General features: G+C 36.1%; 15 protein-coding genes. 9 read left to right on the top strand and 6 right to left on the bottom strand.

What is annotated here, in order from left to right; all coding sequences use genetic code 11:
• The first annotated feature begins 105 nt into the window (after positions 1-105).
• The 3 genes from ahcY (at position 106) to DCC35_RS04085 (ending at position 4,412) form a co-directional block, all read left to right on the top strand.
• Positions 106-1,419: an adenosylhomocysteinase gene (gene ahcY / locus DCC35_RS04095; RefSeq protein WP_137089591.1), complete on the top strand. Its 1,314-nt coding sequence runs from the start codon at positions 106-108 to the stop codon at positions 1,417-1,419.
• A 678-nt stretch (positions 1,420-2,097) separates the two neighbouring features.
• Positions 2,098-2,922 carry a TraB/GumN family protein gene (locus DCC35_RS04090; protein ID WP_175402709.1) on the top strand — a complete coding sequence of 275 codons (825 nt, stop codon included), beginning with the start codon at positions 2,098-2,100 and terminating at the stop codon, positions 2,920-2,922.
• A gap of 80 nt (positions 2,923-3,002) precedes the next feature.
• Positions 3,003-4,412, top strand: a complete 1,410-nt coding sequence (locus DCC35_RS04085) for a sigma-54-dependent transcriptional regulator (RefSeq protein WP_137089589.1) — start codon at positions 3,003-3,005, stop codon at positions 4,410-4,412.
• Here DCC35_RS04085 and DCC35_RS04080 read toward each other — a convergent pair.
• Together DCC35_RS04080 and DCC35_RS04075 are read right to left on the bottom strand one after the other, a co-directional pair.
• Positions 4,387-6,981: an ATP-binding protein gene (locus DCC35_RS04080; protein WP_137089588.1), complete on the bottom strand. Its 2,595-nt coding sequence runs from the start codon at positions 6,979-6,981 to the stop codon at positions 4,387-4,389. The genes DCC35_RS04085 and DCC35_RS04080 overlap by 26 nt on opposite strands.
• Positions 6,982-7,009: 28 nt before the next feature.
• Complete coding sequence (locus DCC35_RS04075; protein WP_137089587.1) at positions 7,010-8,458, bottom strand: NAD-dependent succinate-semialdehyde dehydrogenase; 1,449 nt, start codon at positions 8,456-8,458, stop codon at positions 7,010-7,012.
• A gap of 430 nt (positions 8,459-8,888) precedes the next feature.
• Here DCC35_RS04075 and DCC35_RS04070 point away from each other — a divergent pair, with 430 nt between their 5' ends.
• Complete coding sequence (locus tag DCC35_RS04070) at positions 8,889-9,956, top strand: M28 family metallopeptidase (protein WP_217495912.1); 1,068 nt, start codon at positions 8,889-8,891, stop codon at positions 9,954-9,956.
• On the opposite strand, the gene DCC35_RS04065 is transcribed toward DCC35_RS04070, so the two are convergent.
• On the bottom strand, positions 9,953-10,981 hold the full coding sequence (locus DCC35_RS04065; protein WP_137089586.1) for a hypothetical protein: 1,029 nt from the start codon (positions 10,979-10,981) through the stop codon (positions 9,953-9,955). The two genes, DCC35_RS04070 and DCC35_RS04065, sit on opposite strands and share 4 nt — an antisense overlap.
• A 121-nt stretch (positions 10,982-11,102) precedes the next feature.
• On the opposite strand from DCC35_RS04065, the gene DCC35_RS04060 reads away from it, so the two are divergent.
• Together DCC35_RS04060 and DCC35_RS04055 are read left to right on the top strand one after the other, a co-directional pair.
• On the top strand, positions 11,103-11,465 hold the full coding sequence (locus DCC35_RS04060; RefSeq protein WP_137089585.1) for a hypothetical protein: 363 nt from the start codon (positions 11,103-11,105) through the stop codon (positions 11,463-11,465).
• A 17-nt stretch (positions 11,466-11,482) separates the two neighbouring features.
• Positions 11,483-12,946: an LTA synthase family protein gene (locus tag DCC35_RS04055; protein WP_137089584.1), complete on the top strand. Its 1,464-nt coding sequence runs from the start codon at positions 11,483-11,485 to the stop codon at positions 12,944-12,946.
• Between the two features lie 237 nt (positions 12,947-13,183).
• Here the strand turns inward: DCC35_RS04055 and DCC35_RS21720 are convergent, their stop codons facing one another.
• The 3 genes from DCC35_RS21720 to polX form a co-directional block, all read right to left on the bottom strand.
• Positions 13,184-13,486: a glycosyltransferase family 9 protein gene (locus tag DCC35_RS21720; protein ID WP_317129011.1), complete on the bottom strand. Its 303-nt coding sequence runs from the start codon at positions 13,484-13,486 to the stop codon at positions 13,184-13,186.
• An 86-nt stretch (positions 13,487-13,572) separates the two neighbouring features.
• Positions 13,573-14,205, bottom strand: a complete 633-nt coding sequence (locus tag DCC35_RS21715; RefSeq protein ID WP_317128982.1) for a glycosyltransferase family 9 protein — start codon at positions 14,203-14,205, stop codon at positions 13,573-13,575.
• Positions 14,206-15,906 carry a DNA polymerase/3'-5' exonuclease PolX gene (gene polX, locus DCC35_RS04045; protein ID WP_137089583.1) on the bottom strand — a complete coding sequence of 567 codons (1,701 nt, stop codon included), beginning with the start codon at positions 15,904-15,906 and terminating at the stop codon, positions 14,206-14,208.
• Positions 15,907-15,985: 79 nt separating this feature from the next.
• Between polX and DCC35_RS04040 the strand changes: the two genes are divergently transcribed.
• The 3 genes from DCC35_RS04040 to pyrR are packed head-to-tail and all read left to right on the top strand — an operon-like array spanning position 15,986 to position 18,529.
• A complete protein-coding gene (locus tag DCC35_RS04040; RefSeq protein WP_137089582.1) occupies positions 15,986-16,390 on the top strand; it encodes an EVE domain-containing protein in 405 nt (134 codons plus the stop codon).
• A gap of 13 nt (positions 16,391-16,403) precedes the next feature.
• On the top strand, positions 16,404-17,933 hold the full coding sequence (locus DCC35_RS04035; protein ID WP_137089581.1) for a hypothetical protein: 1,530 nt from the start codon (positions 16,404-16,406) through the stop codon (positions 17,931-17,933).
• A gap of 56 nt (positions 17,934-17,989) precedes the next feature.
• A complete protein-coding gene (pyrR, locus tag DCC35_RS04030; protein ID WP_137089580.1) occupies positions 17,990-18,529 on the top strand; it encodes a bifunctional pyr operon transcriptional regulator/uracil phosphoribosyltransferase PyrR in 540 nt (179 codons plus the stop codon).
• The last annotated feature ends 2 nt before the right edge of the window (positions 18,530-18,531 follow it).

The following is an 18,531-nucleotide window of genomic DNA, read 5'->3' as shown; positions in this document are numbered from 1 at the left end:
GTTAAAATCTTAAGGAATAAGTGTTTAAACATGAAAATTTAAAAACATACTTAGTAAATTTGTGTTTCTAAATTTAGAATTAACATTATCAACAGTAATATCATCATGATAGAAGCAAAGGATACTAAATTAAAGTACAAAGTAAAAGACATAAATCTTGCTGATTATGGCCGGATGGAGATTGAGCTTGCAGAAGCTGAAATGCCAGGCCTGATGTCGATTCGTGAGGAATTCGGAAAAGACAAACCTCTTAAAGGAGCAAGAATTGCTGGATGTTTACACATGACAATTCAAACTGCTGTTTTAATTGAGACTCTTGTCGAACTTGGAGCTGAGGTTCAGTGGTCATCTTGTAACATATTCTCTACCCAGGATCATGCAGCAGCTGCTATAGCTAAAACAGGTGTTCCAGTTTATGCATGGAAAGGTTTAACAGAAGAAGAATATAACTGGTGTATCGAGCAGACATTAGTTTTTGAAGATGGACAACCATTGAATATGATCCTTGATGATGGTGGAGACTTAACCAACATGGTATTGGATAAGCATCCTGAACTTGCACAAAACATCCAGGGTATCTCTGAAGAAACTACCACAGGAGTTTTAAGGTTGATCGAGCGTGAGAAAAAAGGCACTCTTCCGATGCCTGCGATCAATGTTAATGACTCAGTAACTAAATCTAAATTTGATAACAAATACGGCTGTAAAGAATCATTAGTTGATGCTATCAGAAGAGCGACTGATGTAATGATCGCCGGAAAAGTAGCAGTTGTAGGTGGATATGGAGATGTGGGCAAAGGTTCTGCTGCTTCATTAAGAGGTGCAGGTGCAAGAGTTATCGTCACCGAAATTGATCCAATTTGTGCTTTACAGGCTGCAATGGATGGTTACGAAGTAAAGAAGATGGTTGATGCAGTTAAAGAAGCTGACATTGTTGTAACTGCTACAGGAAATAAAGATATCATCACAGGTGATCATTTCACCAGGATGAAAGATAAAACTATTGTTTGTAACATAGGCCACTTTGACAACGAAATTGATGTTGCATGGCTAAATAATAACCACGGTGAGTCTAAAAAGACTATCAAACCACAAGTGGATAAATATACAATCGAAGGAAAAGATATCATCCTTTTAGCTGAAGGAAGACTGGTTAATCTTGGTTGTGCTACAGGACACCCTAGTTTTGTAATGTCAAATTCATTTACAAACCAGACTCTTGCTCAAATCGAATTATGGAATAAAGGTGATAAATATGAAAACAAGGTATATACTTTGCCTAAGCATCTTGATGAAAAAGTTGCTAAACTTCACCTTTCAAAAATTGGCGTCGAGCTTGAAGAATTAACAAATGAGCAAGCTGAATATATCGGCGTTAGTAAGCAAGGTCCTTTCAAGCCTGAATACTACAGATATTAATAGCGTAGCAATAACATAAACAAAAGGGGACGAGTTATTGTTCCCCTTTTTTTGTGGAACAATTCCCCAGTTTGTAGTTATTGTCCATGGGTATTTTATAACCCTATCAATCTATACGCTGACAATCAACGATTTATATTTTTGGCATGGAAATTTCCATATACTTATCAGAATAGGTTATTAATGGCGGTTTAGGTTAAATATTTCAGTTAAAAAGAAATACATTAATTGTCATAAATAAAAAGTTTATTGGGACAGGTAAAGGTTATTATTTATTAACCATTCACACACACACGATCAATTAAATCAGACGTACACACCGTCTGATTTTTTTTGCCCTACATTGTGGAATTATTCTACAAAAAGGTGAAAGGGTCCTCACCTAATATTTACACACATATTGATTTTAAGCAGATTTCAACTATTTTTCATTTTGGCACGGTTTTGTAGTATTAATAAGTATTAGCAACAACCGGGCTAATACCATATACTTAACAGATTCCGGCTATGGAATTAAGGATCAGCGCCTGCTGATCCTTTTTTATTTCGCATTATTGAAATAACCCGAAATTAAATGTATCTTTTATTAAAAAGTGGATGAGAAAATCGTGCGTTTATATATTGTTTATAATTCTGATTAGCCACCCGGAAATACTTTTTTCCCAGAAAAACTCCAGTTTGCTTTGGAAAATCGAGCATCCTGAAACAGATAAAGTCTCATATCTTTATGGCACTTTACATTTATTAGACAAAAGTTATATTGACAGCCTTCCTGCAGTGACCGAGGCTTTAACACGAGCTGAATTAATTGTAGGTGAAACAGTTACCGATTCTACAGACCTTCTTAGGAAAGTTATAAAATACACCCTGATGGAGGACACTCTCCTAAGTGATATAATGGATAGTGTTAAGTTTAAGAAACTCAATAACCTATTGAAAGAAAACCTGGGTGTATCTGTTTTATATTTAAACCAGTTTAAACCAGCGATGGCTTGGAGCATGTTTACTCAGGCTATTTATGTGCAGGAATTCCCTGTTCTTGCTGAAACAAACGAAGTGTTAATCGATCAGTATTTCCTGGATTATGCAAATAACAATAATATAGAATTAGTAGGACTTGAAACTACATCTTTTCAGATGAATTTGCTTTTTAACCGAATCAGTGTCTTAAGGCAGCTTGAAATACTAGAAGATGCTGTAGATAACATAGATGAAAATAAAGTATTATTGAACCTGATGATCCGGAATTACTTTGCTAATAAACTGGAGTCTATAGAAGCAGACCTGATGTCTAATGGATTAAGTGAAGATGAAAAAAATATGCTACTAAGAGACAGAAACAGAGAATGGCTGAGTAAAATCCCCGATTTAATCAATAACAAAAATTCTTTTATTGCTGTCGGTGCCGGTCACCTGGTAGGTAAGGAAGGTTTAATTTCAGGATTGAGAAAGCTTGGCTTTAAAGTGACTCCTGTAGAAATGAGTCGATCTTTAAACAATTAGTTCCAAATTTATCAGTTAAAATAGCTGATTCGAAAAATAAGGTCTAATTTTATATTTGCTAAGGAATAGATAAAGATTACATGCCCAAGATACTAGTAATAGACGATGATCCTTCATTCAACATGATGTTGACCACTTTCCTCAAGCGTAATGAGTTTGAGGTGGAAAGTGCTCATTCTGCTGAATCAGGAATTGATCATTTAAAAAATCATCAAGTTGATCTGGTTTTAACAGATTATAAACTTCCTGATCAGGATGGAATTTCTGTAATCAAAAAAGTAAAAGACGATTATCCCGGAACACCGGTGATATTAATGACCCACTATGCTGATATCAGAACTGCTGTTAAATCTATTCAGATCGGAGCATTTGAATTTGTCACCAAGCCAGTGAACCCTGATGAACTATTATTATTAGTAAAAAGAGCTCTTAAGGAAAAGAAAGACCCGGTAGAAGAAGTCGTCCCTTCAGGCAAATCAAAAAAATCCAGGAAAAAAGGTGACTTAGATTATATTTCCGGGGAATCTAAATATGCCAAAAAGGTATATGAGCATGCTTCCCTGGTTGGGCCTACTGACATGAGTGTTCTCATTTTAGGTGAAAGTGGTACCGGTAAAGAATTTGCCGCTAAGTTGATTTATGAAAAGAGTAATCGTCAGGGCAAGCCTTTTATTGCTGTGGACTGTGGAGCCCTAAGTGATGAACTTGCTGCAAGTGAATTATTCGGCCATGTAAAAGGCAGTTTTACAGGAGCACTTCAAGATAAGACCGGCCAATTTGAATATGCAAATGGAGGGACTTTATTCCTTGACGAGGTTGGGAACCTATCATATGAAGTTCAGGTTAAATTACTCCGGGCACTTCAGGAACAAAAAATTAGAAAAATTGGGTCAAACGCAGATATAGAAGTCGATGTAAGGATAATAGCTGCTACTAATGATAACCTCAAGAAAAAAGCTGAAGAGGGTTCTTTCAGACTGGACCTTTATCATAGATTAAACGAATTTAGTATTCAATTATATCCTTTGAGGCATCGGGGTAATGATCTGTTTATTTTTGCTGATCACTTCTTAAATGAAGCGAACGACGAATTGGGAAAAGACATAGAGGGGTTCACCGCAGATACAGTCGAGGTATTTAAGAATTACCCATGGCCGGGCAACCTTCGTGAATTAAAAAATGTTATAAAAAGAGCCGTTCTGCTCTGTCAGGATAATAAAATTACTCCAGAACAACTGCCTGAAGAAATCAAATCAGGTGTTTCTCCGGTAATAACAGAACAAACTCTACCTTCGAATAATGGAAGTATAGAAAGTAGTGAGGAAACTAATCCTAAAGACTTAAAACAACTTCAGGAGACTAGTGAAAAAGAAACTATAGAAAAGGTATTAAAAGAAACTCACTACAATAAAAGCTTAGCTGCTAAGATCCTGAACATTGACAGGAAAACCCTGTACAATAAGATTAAGCGATATGAGATTGACGCCTGAGCCATTTATCTATCAGAGCAATATCTGCTGACATTTCTTCCGCAAGATCATCTGCCATCAGATAAATTTCCTCTGATGCATCTGGATTAGACTCGATCGTCTCTTCAAGAACCCGGAGTTTCTGAGAAACAGTATCAAATGAAAAGTGACTCCAGGATGGAATCATTCGATGAGCAAGTTTCCTGAGGTTATCGATCTCATTTTGCTGAGCATATGATCTAAAGTTTGCAATGTCATTTTGCATATTACCGTATAAACCCTCTATCATATTCCGAATCATCTCAGGGTCATCACCGGCAAAAACTTTTATTTCTGAGATATCCAATTCTGAACTATTACCATCATCAGATTTAGGTTTTTCTGAAAAGACTTCTTTTTCAGGTTCAATTTCAGCAAGATTAAACACAGTATTGATCAGCTCCACTCTGGAAAAAGGCTTGAATAAAATACTGTCAAAATTTGATTTATTTTCCTGTACATCGGGCCTGCTTTCACCTTTTGCTGTCATTGCTACCAGTTTTTCGAAATTATCCTGATGGTTTTCACGAAGTATTTTTGAAAGAGTCAATCCATCAATATCAGGCATTTGTATATCTGAAAAAATAAAATCAAACCTCTGTTTTTCGATTTTGTCGAGAAATTCTTTCGGGTTTTCATAAACACTGACCTCAAATCCAATTGATATTAAAATTTTAGACATCAAAAGTCGGTTATTTGGATCATCATCAACTACTGCAGCTGAAAGATCCTTCAGACTTTTAATTTTTTCATCTGATTGCGGTACTTCCTGAAATTCCTTGCTTGCCAGCTGCATAGGGATTCTTACTGTAAAATCAGATCCTTTTCCCTTTGTGCTAATCAGATCAATCGCACCGTCAAATAGCTCGATCATTTTTTTAACAATTGCCAAACCTAAACCAGTACCTCCGTATTTTCTGGTTATGCTGGCGTCTGCCTGGGAGAATGAACTAAATACTTTTCTTTGCTCTTCAGGAGTCATCCCTATACCAGTATCAGAAATATTGATCTTTGCTACATTGTATTTATTGTTCCACTGAAAGGTTAAATCAACGGTTCCTTTCTCTGTAAACTTTATAGCATTACTTAACAGGTTAGTTAGAATCTGTCTGAACCTGAAAACATCTGTTTCCAGCGCCAGATCTTTATCTGCTTTAAAAGCATATTTCAATTCAATTCCTTTTTCATCAGCTTGAGGTTTAAATGAATCTATTATCTCCCCGAGTAAATGAGAAGGATAAAAACCTTCATTATGTAATGTTACTTTTCCCGCATTAAGCTTAGACAAGTCGAGCAGATCATTCACCAGACGAAGAAGAAAAGATGCGCTTCCATTAATTGTCCGCAAATATTTCACCTGGTCCTCATTAAGTTCTGTATCTTGTAATAACCCCAGGAATCCATTGATAGAATGTATTGGCGTCCTGATTTCATGACTCATGTTTGCCAGAAATTCCTCTTTAATTCTCGCCAGCCTTTCCGCCCTGTTTTTCTCCATTTCAGCTCGTTGGCGGTAATAATTACTTCTCGAAACGCCTCTGAAAACAAGTGTGAGCAATATTCCAGACCCAATAAGCCCTACTAATCCAATAGCAAACAAGGTATTTGTTGCTTCATCAGCGACATTTTGAGCCTCCTCTTGTTTGCTTAAATTAGTTCGTCTTTCAATTGAGGTTAATTCATTCAGCGTCTCCTGAATTTGAAATAGTAGGTTTTGATCCTGTTCTAATATTCTATATTCCCGAAGTGAAAGGAGATTTCGATAATATCTTTCTTCTGCCCTCAAATCGGTAAGTATTTCTTCAATTCGATTAACTAATGAATCACCATCTACTAATCTTTTGACATAGCCAGTACCATTAGTAACTAAAGCAGAATCATTTTCTGCATCAAGCACAGGAATTGTATCATATACTACCTCTCTACTACCAAATAATCTCTTTAATGAAGCGATTATGCCTTTGGCTTGCTTTTCTCGCTCAACGACCCTGTAACTCACCTCTCCTCCAACCAGAGAATCAGACTTTGGACTAACAGAGGTCGATTGCAATTGACGAATCTGATCGTTTGATTTTCCATCAAGATTTAATTCTCTCAATGCCTTATCGGTATAGGCATTTCTTAATTGCTTTTTCTTCAAAGCCAGAAAATCAGTCAGCATCTCCTGCTTCAGGTCAAACAAAGATTTTAATGTATCAACTTTTCTTCCTCTTAAAGGATCATCTCCGATCGCCTTTTGAAGGTCTTTCAATCCTATATTAATAGAGTCTTTTAATTGATTATACTCCCTGAAGGTCGAATCATCTTCTGTAATAATGTAGATTCTGATGAGGTTTTCAGCTTTCATCATGTCTCTGAACAACTCATTTAATTGCTCTGAGGTCTCTTCAGCTGAGGCTAATGAACGCACAGAATTATTAAGAGAATTGAAGCTATTATAGGAGATATAACCAAATCCACCAACCACTAAAAAAATAATCAAAAAGACACCGACTACCCTCGTAGTTAGGTTTCCAATTTGATTTTTTTTCGGTGACTGAAATTTATTCATTTTCTTTAAGTAAACTTAATATACTTGCTTACAACCCTCCCATTAACATGTATTTCACATTAATATATTCCTCAATACCATACTTTGATCCTTCACGTCCCATACCTGATTCTTTCACTCCTCCAAAAGGAGCAACTTCAGTAGAAATCAACCCTTCATTTATTCCTACCATACCATACTGAAGCTGTTCGGCAACCTTCCAGATCCGACCTATATCTCTGGAATAAAAATACGAAGCTAAACCAAATTGAGTTTTATTTGAAAGCTTTATCGCCTCATCATCATTACTGAATTTATAAACCGGTGCAACAGGACCAAATATCTCTTTATTGAACATTTCAACTGAATCATCCACATTTGTCAGGACAATTGGATCAATAAATCTACCGTCCGGTTCATTACTTCCCGCGACTATTTTAGCTCCTTTATCAATTGCATCTTGAACAAGATCAATTACTTTTTTTACTGCATCATCGTTAATCAACGGGCCAATATCTATACCTGTTTCCAAGCCGTTGCCTACTTTTAGTTTTTTTACCTTAGCAGCAAACTTTTCTACAAAATCATCATAGACATCTTCGTGAACTAATATTCGATTAGCACAAACACATGTTTGACCAGCATTTCTAAACTTACAGTCAACTGCTCCTTGTGCAGCCTCGTCCAGGTCGGCATCTTCGAAAACTACAAAAGGAGCATTACCTCCCAATTCAAGGGATATTTTTTTTACTGTAGATGCACTTTGTTTCATCAGTAATTTACCTACTTTAGTCGATCCGGTAAACGATATTTTTTTGATCTTATCACTGGTTGTTAATTCTTTACCAATCTCAGACGAAGAACTCGAAGTGATAATATTAAGAACACCTGCCGGAACACCTGCTTCTTCAGCAAGATAAGCCGCAGCCAAAGCACTCAGTGGCGTATCTTGTGCAGGTTTGATTACAACAGGACATCCCGCCGCCAGTGCAGGCCCTACCTTTCTGGTTATCATAGCCAAAGGAAAATTCCATGGAGTAATAATGCCGGCTACTCCTACTGGTTGCTTTATTACTACAATTCTTTTGCCATCAGCATGATGAGGAATGACATCACCATAAATTCGCTTTGCCTCCTCAGCAAACCATTGAATAAAAGAAGCTCCATAGGCAATCTCTCCTCTTGATTCCTTTAAGGGCTTACCCATTTCTTTAGTCATTAAAATGGCAAGATCTTCCTGGTTTTCCATGAGTAGCCTGTACCATTTATTTAATATTGCGCTGCGGTCCTTTGCAAGCATCGATGACCATTCTTCAAACTTCTGATCAGCTATATCTATTGCTTTTTTCACATCCTCCATTCCCATATCAGGAACACTGGTGATAACAGAATCATCCACCGGGTTTTTAACGTCATAAGTATTTCCCGATGATGCTTCTCTCCAATTACCATTTATATATGCTTTATTTCTTAATAAGTTTTTGTTATTTAATGACATAAGTTCTGGCATTTAGATCAATTCAATTTACAAATAATCATGGCAAGATGTAGCAATTACGACCGTGAATTAGGCCTTGAAACTAATTTTTGTTTATTTGGTTAAACAAAAGAAACTGATATAAAAATTTAACTCTTATGTATAAAAAAATTTTAGCTCCTATATTATTTGTTTTATGCTTACCCATTTTATCACAGAGCGGTATTACCCAATTCAATCCCGTTATGTACGAAATTATAGATGAGGTTTCAGCTGAACGGTTAGAATCAGATATTAGAACCCTTGCCGGTTTTGGCACTCGTCACACATTATCTGACACCATTTCTGATACCCGGGCATAGGTGCAGCCAGAAGATGGATTAAATCTACATTTGATGAAATTTCTAAAGAATGTGATGGTTGTCTGGAGGTATCTTATCAAAGAAACCTCGTGAAGAAAGGTGAAAGCGAAAGAATTCCTGAGGATACCTATATTGTTAATGTTCTTGCAATACAAAGAGGAACAAAATATCCAAACCGGTATATAATCATGTCTGGTGATATTGATAGCCGAATCTCTGATGTTTTAAATTATAAAGATGATGCTCCCGGCGCTAATGATAATGCTTCAGGAATGGCCGGAGCAATCGAAGCTGCCCGTATTTTATCAAAATACGATTTCGAATGCAGTATTATTTATGCGGGTTTGAGTGGAGAAGAACAAGGATTATACGGAGGGAAATTTCTTGCACAAAAAGCAAAAGATGAAGGATGGAATATTGTTGGTGTACTCAATAATGATATGATTGGAAATATTGAAGGTGTTGATGGAGTGATCGACAACCGCTCTTTCAGAATATTTTCAGAACCTGTTCCTCCTACCGAATCAGAACGTGATCGTAGATTAAGAAGATTTTTTGGTGGTGAAAATGATGGAAACAGCAGACAGCTAGCCAGATATGTACACTACGTAACTGAGAAATATATGCCATATATGAATCCAATAATGATCTATCGCTTAGACAGGTTTGGAAGAGGTGGCCATCACAGACCATTTAATGATCTTGGATTTGCAGGAGTGCGGATCATGGAAGCTCATGAAAATTATAACAGACAACACCAGGATCTCAGAACTGAGGATGGAATAGAATATGGTGATGTTGTTGAAGGAGTGAACTTTGAATACACCAGGCTTTTAACTGCAGTAAATGCAATCACGATGGCATCGGTAGCTTTAGCCCCGCCTTCTCCTGAGAATGTAAAAATTGGAGGGATAGTTGAGCCTTCAGCGAAATTAAGCTGGGATGCTATTGAAACTGATGATCTTAAGGGATATATCATTCACTACAGGGAAACAACTTCACCACAATGGCAATATTCTGTTTTTGTTGATAAAAACACCACAGCATATACCTTAAAAGGAATTGTAATTGATAATTATCTATTTGGTATATCAGCTGTAGACGAAGAAGGAAATCAAAGTATAGTAAGTTATCCGGATGGAATTATCCGCGATTAAATATTCCTTAGTAACATTTTAAGACTTTGCTTCACAATTTCTCCCATGGATTTACATTCGAGAAATTGTGGAGCTTCATAATGATCGGCCAATTCTTTTTTTAGGCTTTCTACATGCTCTGGCAAAGAAATTTTATCAACCATCATAACATCCATTAAATCTTTCAAGGCATATCTGGAAGCACGAATTCTGTGAACGATTAACGCTCGTTCCTCTTTTTGGTATTGGCGAACTGATTCCGGTGTCATTGTTTCCAGTCCTAATTTTATCAAAGGGTAATTTTGCTTGAAATATTTGGGCATATAAATTGCCCTCCGTCCTTCATAAGATTGCTGATCAAAATCGATAGACCTTATTCTGTAATGTATTTCTTCAAAATCAGGGGTAATATCAATTACGAAGTTACTGCTGTGCATATCACCAAGAAGCCTTACGAAGCATCTTTCATTGAACTTCACAAATTCTTTGGCTAATCGAATCTTATTTAACTGATGATCATTTTCAAGATAGGTCACGATAAACTGATCACCAGGTACTCCTGCAATATGCTCTTCAATTAAAGTATCACCATCTACCAGGTAATTGATTCTATTAGGAGACAAAAGATGCTCCAGTTCCAGGCCATAGATCCTGCTTGCATCAGCTTTTTTTACATAGAAATAGTCAAAATTATCATTAATCTGGTTGACGATTCTTACTCGAAAAGGCATGCTATTTCCATAGGGGCAAATATCGACCCTGTCAATAAATAAGTGTTCTATAACAGAAAGATCTCCATCCGATTTTAACAGCGCATAAATCTTTTTAAGGCTTTCATTAATATGCCCCATTTCACTTCCTGCATAAAAAACAGTTTCCCATAGTGTATCATCACCCTTTCTATCATACAAGGCTATTGTACTATTAAAGCGCAATAAATCCGAATAATGAATAGGCGATTTAAATGACCGGTCGTGTTTATTAAGATAGTTCCGAAGGCCGGTACTTATTTCAAAAGGTATTTTCTTTTTGCTTATTAGTGCCATTTAGGACTTCCTGTTTTGACTAAATTATAAATATACAACTGGTTATCCCACTATTTATTAATTTTACGTTTTGTTTGACAGGTCAATTGATCTGTATACATCATAACCCGGAGAATAATTTATGAAGCAACGCTTTTTATATCTACTAAAAGTATTTGGACTTTTTGTTTTTGCCGGCTTCCTGATCAGACTGGTTTTTTTATTGTTTCATTTTTCCGAAATAACCAGGAATGCTGAGACTACTGAAGTCCTGATGGCATTTGTTCATGGCCTGAGAATGGATCTGTCAATCGCTTCATATGTTGTCGCAATTCCAATTGTGTTGTTAATTGTCGGTTTCCTGTTTACAAATAGATTTCAGTTTTATGCTAACAGGGTTATATTAATATTATTTGCTGTCATCCTGTCTTTAATGGCTGCTGTAGACCTGAAATTATTTCAATTCTGGGGATTTCGTTTAGACACTGCCCCTTACTTTTCTTAGATACACCTGGTGAAGCAGTGGCTAGTGTTGGATTTACTGAGGTCATAATACCCGTCTTATATTTTATTTTGTTTTGTGGCTTTCTGGTTTTTTCTATCTTAAATCTGACCAGGGACATTCTTTTATTCCCTAAATTCAGGCTTCCTTTTTCTCTTGGTTTTATGCTATTACTTGGATTCCTGATTATTCCTGTCCGGGGTGGAATAGGTATTGCTCCACTTAATCCAGGTTCAGTCTTTTTCAGCAATCATTCGGAGATCAATCAGCTGGCATTAAATCCGGCGTGGAATTTTAACTATGCCCTTTCAAAATACGACCCCGAAGCATTAAAAAAAGATTGGTATAATGACGAGAAAGCAGATTCCTTAATTACCAAACTCAATGTTAAAAGGCCCTTTTTAGAAGTTTTAAATACCAAAAGACCAAATATTCTCTTGATCATTATCGAAAGCATGGCATCTAAATTCATGCACAAAAATTACAATGGTCAGGAGGTAACTCCTTATCTGGATCAGCTTACCAGAAAGGGTATTTATTTTGATAATTTTTATGCTTCAGGAGACCGATCTCATAAAGGAATGACTGCTATTTTTAGTGGTTTTCCTGCACATCCTGTTGCTCCCGTGATTAAATACCCTGCTATCGCCTATGGTTTGCCCCATTTAACAAAGGATCTGGTAAAGGAAGGCTACCACACAAGCTTTTTTTACGGAGGTGATCTGACCTTTGCCAATTTTAAAGGATATTTTCTTTCTGCCGGAACGGATGAATTGGTTACTGAAAGTAATTTCCCGGATTCATTAAGCACAACTAAGTGGGGAGTTCATGACGACATTGTCAGTGATACTTTAATAGATCGGATTAATCAATATGGTAAAAACAAACCCTGGTTTACTACCTGGTTTACACTATCAAATCATCCTCCATATGAGGTGCCCGGAGAATATAAATTTGGTGATAATTCATTACAGGAAAGAGTTTATTCTACCTCTCACTTTACTGACCTGCAGATCAAAAAAGTAATCGAGAGCCTCAAAGAAGAGAAAACCTTATGGAATGACCTATTAGTCGTAATTATGGCTGACCATGGGGTAAGAGATCCAGATGGGTCAGAATATTTTGCAGAAGAAACGTTTAAAATTCCTATGATCTGGACAGGCGGAGCATTAAACCAAACAGGATTTACGATCGACCGACTTTCTTCTCAGACAGATTTTCCCGCGACCTTACTTGGTGAAATGGACATCGATCATTCTGAATATTATTTTTCTAAAAATTTATTTCAGGTAGATTTTAAACCAATGGCCTGGTATAGTTTCAGCCAGGGATACAGTTTTAAAGTACCAAATGGCACTTACAGCTACAGTACTTCAAGTGAAGATTTTATAGTCAGGGATTCTACGATAACAGATAAAGATTTCCAACTAGGTCAGGCTTATCTTCATAAGGTTTACCAAAAGTTTACCGAGAAGCGACATTAACCATCTGATCGATATATAAAATATGACATTGCTCTAAAAAAAATTCCAATACAAATTAAAACAATAAGTTTTGTTAAGCGAAACGGCTCATATCCAAGTATCATTCTTACTCCAAAAATTATAAAAAACACTACACTAATTATTGCTAAAAAAGCAAAACTGGTTAGATAATATCCTTTTAAATAATCTTTATTCTTAGGCATGTTTTGGAAAACTGATTTAAAAATAAATTAGTTATCAAGGTAAATAAAAATCAAAGACCTGGTCTTCCATACACTTAAAATGACCTTTCGGACACTTTTTAAATCCCATTTTTGAGCACGGTCGACAGTCAATTTTATTATTTTCAAAAACTACAAACTTCGTCTTATATGGGTAAAATCCGAATGCCGGAACAGTATTGCCCCAAATACTATAGATTTTTTTCTTCAGAGCGGCAGAAATGTGCATCAAGCCGGTATCATGTGCAAACACAACAAGAGATTGCCTCGCAAGTGAAGCCGATTGATTTAGATTATACTTACCACAGGCATTAAAAATTACCGTTTTTTTACCTAGCTCCTTAAGCTTTTCTTCATAAGGTTCGGATTTCTCCGTTTTCTCAAAAAATTTCTCAATTTTATTCGCTACCTCAGCGTCATCAGGCCCCCTATCAAAACAACCGGTTTGGCTATTTTATCACATAATTCTACTAGCTTATGAAAAGGAAGTCTTTTAGTTGCATGCGCACCTCCAATCACCACAGCCACATATTCCTTATGAAATGACTCCGGAAGGTCAGTCTTGATATCTACCTCGTCTGCCGGTGGAATAAAATAATCGAGCCCCAATTCATCATTTTTCACACCCAATGGTAAAGCGGCAGACATATATCTATCCACTACATGATTTTTGGGCATTTTGTCGATCTTAAACTTAGTCAAAAGGAAACGCTCAATATTGGCCTTATAATATGAAAACGAAGGGATTTTCCTCATTCTCAATTTGATGATTCTGGTTCTTAAATTATTATGAAGATCAACAATGTAGTCAAAATTTTCAGCCTTCAATTCTTTAATCAGATCTCCCAGAGAGCCGGTTAAAGTATGAACCTTATCAATATATGGGTTAGGTTTAACTATTTTTTCAAATGCCGGCTTTGTACAATAATGAATCTCTGCATTTAACTGACTTTTTAAAACCCTAACCACCGGGGTGGTCAGTACAATATCACCAATAGATGAAAACCTGAGAATAAGAATCTTTGGATTTTCCTTCATTTATATTTTTGATTTCCTGTTGTTAAAGTAATCAGATAATTCTTTGACTCCCATGGCATTCAAAGTCATATCTTCTGTCAACCCTCCTTTTCTACCTACAATTACACCAAATTTAGTGTGATCATACCCGTCCAATTCATGAGCATCCGGATTAATTGACAATTTCACACCCTTATCTAATGCGTATTTTACCCAGATCCAGTCCAGGTCGAGCCTCCATGGATTAGCATTTATCTCAATTACTACATTGTTTTCGGCGGCAGCATCAATTACTTTTTTATGGTCAATTGGATAGCCTTCTCTTCTCAGTAGTAATCTTCCGGTAGGGTGTCCGAGTATTGTAGTATATGGATTGTTTATAGCTGTTAACAACCTGGCGGTAGCTTTGTTTCTATCCATATTTAATGGGGAGTGAATAGAAGAAACTATAAAATCGAATCCACTTAGAATATCATCCGTATAATCCAGGGCCCCATCAGTTAAAATATCCGATTCAATACCTTTGAATATCTTAAAAGGTGCCAGATCCTCGTTAAGTTGATCTATTTCTTCCCACTGCTTCTTAATTCTAAATTCCTGTAATCCATTAGCATAACCGGCGGTCTTACTATGATCTGTAATTCCAAGATATTCATAGCCTCGGTTCCGGCAATCTTCAGCCATTTCTTTCAGTGTATTCTTACCATCACTGTATGTCGAGTGTGCATGGAGAATCCCTTTTATGCTATTGTCAGTAATTAAATTATCGAATTTTTCATTTTCAGCATATTCAAATTCAAATTGACCTTCTCTGCATTCCGGCTGGATGTATGGCAATTCAGCTTCCTTGTAAATCTCTTCTTCAGTCGAATAAAGTTTCGCTCGATTAATATTGAATAAAGAAATATCATCTTTGAATCGATAATTCAGATGAAGTGGAGAGCCGGTCGCTTCGAATAATCTTTGAATAAACTTTTCAGGTGAGGTATAAAATACTTCAGTTGCCATTCCCGATTCAAGATGAATCCCCCTTAAGGTAAAAGGTGAAGAATCTTCCTCTACAAATGAAAAATCTTCCAGAGATATTAATTTATTTTCCCAGTCATCAGGGTCTTCAAAAGCGGTAACAAATGACATTTTTTCGATAACAGGCATTTTTCTTCTCAATTGCCCTGAGGAAGAAACTTTATCAGTATTTAATTCTCTTTTTAAAATATCAGTTATTTCCTTTTCCAGATCTACTACTTCAGCATAGTGTTTTTTACCTTCATTTTCCCTGATATAATAAATTTGTTCAATGATTTTTTCTTCGGTTTTTGCGCCGAAGCCTTTCATCTTTGATAATTTACCCTCTTCAGCAGCTTCAAGTAGCTTATCGACAGAATCAATATCCTGATCTTTCCACAGAGCAGCAATTTTTTTCGGCCCGATACCTTTAACCTGCATCATCTCCAACACACCTTCCGGTGTTTTGGCTATTAACTCATCCAGAAATGTAAAAGTCCCGGTATCTTTAATTTCATAAATAGCTTCCGCGATACTTTTGCCCACTCCATCGATTTCAGCTATTTCTTTATCTGACAGCTGAGAAATCACTCCATCAAACCGCTCAAGTTTAAAAGCTGCGTTACTGTAACTCCTAACTTTAAAAGGATTTTCACTGTGAAGTTCCATAAGATCAGCAGCCTGCTTGAGTAACTTAATTATCGTTTTATTATCCAAGATTTTTATTTATTTTAATCAGTAATTGAATACACAAATTTAAGATTCTACCTGGTTTAAAACACTAAAGGATTAATAAATGAACTACTGGATCATAAAATCTGAGCCTGAAGAATACAGTTTTGATGACCTCGTTAAAGATAAAGTTGGTGTCTGGAGTGGTGTGAGGAATTATCAGGCTAGAAATAATATCAGGGAAATGAAAAAAGGTGATCTGTTATTATTTTATCACAGCGGTAAAAATGCAGGAATCGTTGCAACTGCAGAAGTAGTTAAAGAAGCTTACCCGGATCCTACTGCTAATGATAACAAATGGGTAGCTGTTGATGTTAAGCCAAAAGAAAAGTTAAATCAAAAAGTTACCTTAAAAGAAATTAAAAAACATGACGAATTAGCTGATTCCCAGCTTGTAAAGCAATCTAGATTGTCAGTTATTCCGTTAAATAAAGAAGAATTCAATTTTATTATTAACTTATCTCAATAAACAAAGGAGATTAATGAGGCTATTTTTATTATCAACCATACTGATCTATTTTTCATTTCAATCATTAAATGCCCAAATAAAACAACCTCTTAGATTAGAGATTGAAATAGGTTTTAATGAGGATATGTACGAGGTATATAGTGCCGGAAGAGAAGGGATTTTTATATACCGAAACACCAACGAAAGAGCTAATGGCGGATTTATTTGGGAATTATCATTGTACGATACTCAGCTTGAGCTAAAATGGACAAAAGCCTTTAAAATAGATTATGGTTATGATGTAATCGGTCACGACTATAATAATGGCAGGATATTCCTTCTATTTTCTAAAGGAGGTACAGAAAAAGGAGATTTAAAAGTGGCCCGCTTTATAACTTCGAACGGTGATATTTCGCTTCATGAAATCGAAAGACCAATACCGATTGTCCTCACCCATTTCGAAACTATTGACGATGTTTTACTTTTTGCAGGTAAAACGAAGTACAAAACTAATGCTGCCCTGTACAATCTTAAAGAAAAACGTTTTATTGCCCTGCAGGGACTTTACAGTGATGATAGTGATTTACTTGAAATCCAGAGAAACTTTTCTCTTGGTGTATTTCAATTAACTTTTCTTGTACGGAAACCCCGAAGAAATCAATATATAACTGTTAAATCCTATGATAAACAGGGAACATTATTATTTGACACCGAATTAACCCCAGGAGAAGATCATAATTTTATCGATGGTACTGCCACTTCATTTTTAAATGATGAGCCATTTATAATTGGAACCTGGTCAAATAATAAATCTCAATATAGCCGGGGAATGTTTTTTGGAGAAATACACCCTAATCCCGGAGAAGAGGATATTGTGAAGTTTTATAATTATGCAGATCTCGAGAATTTCTTTTCCTATCTAAAAGACAAAAAAGAAAAACGAATCAGGGAAAGAATAATTAGAAAAAGAAATAAAGGTAAAAAGCCAAAATTTAATTACCGCTTACTAATCCACGATGTAATCAAAAGAAACGATCAATATATTATCGTTGGTGAAGCATTTTATCCTACCTATATAAGGCAAGATTATATGCCGGGAACTACATATAACCCTTCCACTTTTGATTATTACCCCGGGACAGGTCAAATTATTAGTGAATTTAATTTTTCACATGCTGTAATTTTAGCTTTTGATGAAAATGGAAACATGCTGTGGGATAATAGTTTTGAAATTGATGAGATAAAAACTATGAACCTGGAGCACCAGGTTAGTATTGATGTTGATCCAGACCGGATAGCTTTATTATATTTTTATGAAGGCAAAATCAAAAGCCAGGTGATCAAAGGTGATGAAGTAATAGAAGATAAAACTGATACTGAAATTGAGTTAAAATACGAAAATGATGATGTGAGAGACCGGTTCGATGAACTTGGCAGGATTGAGAAGTGGTATGATAAATATTTCTACGCTACAGGCTTGCAGAGGATAAGAAATAATTCACTGGAGGGCTCCGAGGTGGTGAGAAAAGTATTTTACATAAATAAAATTTACTACGAAGATTAATGGTTGGCTGAATACATTAGAATTTTCGTAGGTTTATTCTATCTTTGTTCAAGTTTATGCAAAAGCGAAATCTTCTAAATCATGAACTTCTGGAGATCACCATTCTCAGGCTCTGTCAACAGCTTATAGAGAATCATGGTGATTTTGAAAACTCCGTTATTCTCGGGCTTCAACCGAGGGGAAGTCATCTTGCACGGACAGTACATCAGAAATTGAAGGGGCTCACCAACATTGAGGTTCCTCTTGGATTTCTTGATACTACCTTCCACAGAGATGATTTCAGAAGAAGAGATACTCCAATTACAGCTAATCAAACAGACATTCCTTTTTTACTCGAGGACAAAAATGTTATCCTGATAGACGATGTTTTATTTACAGGCAGAAGTGTCAGGGCTGCAATGGATGCAATGATCGCTTTTGGAAGACCGCTAACTGTGGAGTTACTTGTTCTGGTAAACAGGAGATATAGTAGAGACCTACCTATAGAACCTAAATATACCGGGAGGAATGTAAATACCATAAAATCACAAAAAGTGCTTGTTGAGTGGAAAGATCAGGGAGCAAATGAAAACAGTGTTTGGCTCATAGACAATTGATT

This window comes from Mangrovivirga cuniculi, from assembly GCF_005166025.1.
GTDB classification, from domain to species: domain Bacteria; phylum Bacteroidota; class Bacteroidia; order Cytophagales; family Cyclobacteriaceae; genus Mangrovivirga; species Mangrovivirga cuniculi.
Note: the sequence above shows the minus strand (reverse complement) of the source record. Positions and strands in the feature narration are given on the sequence as shown.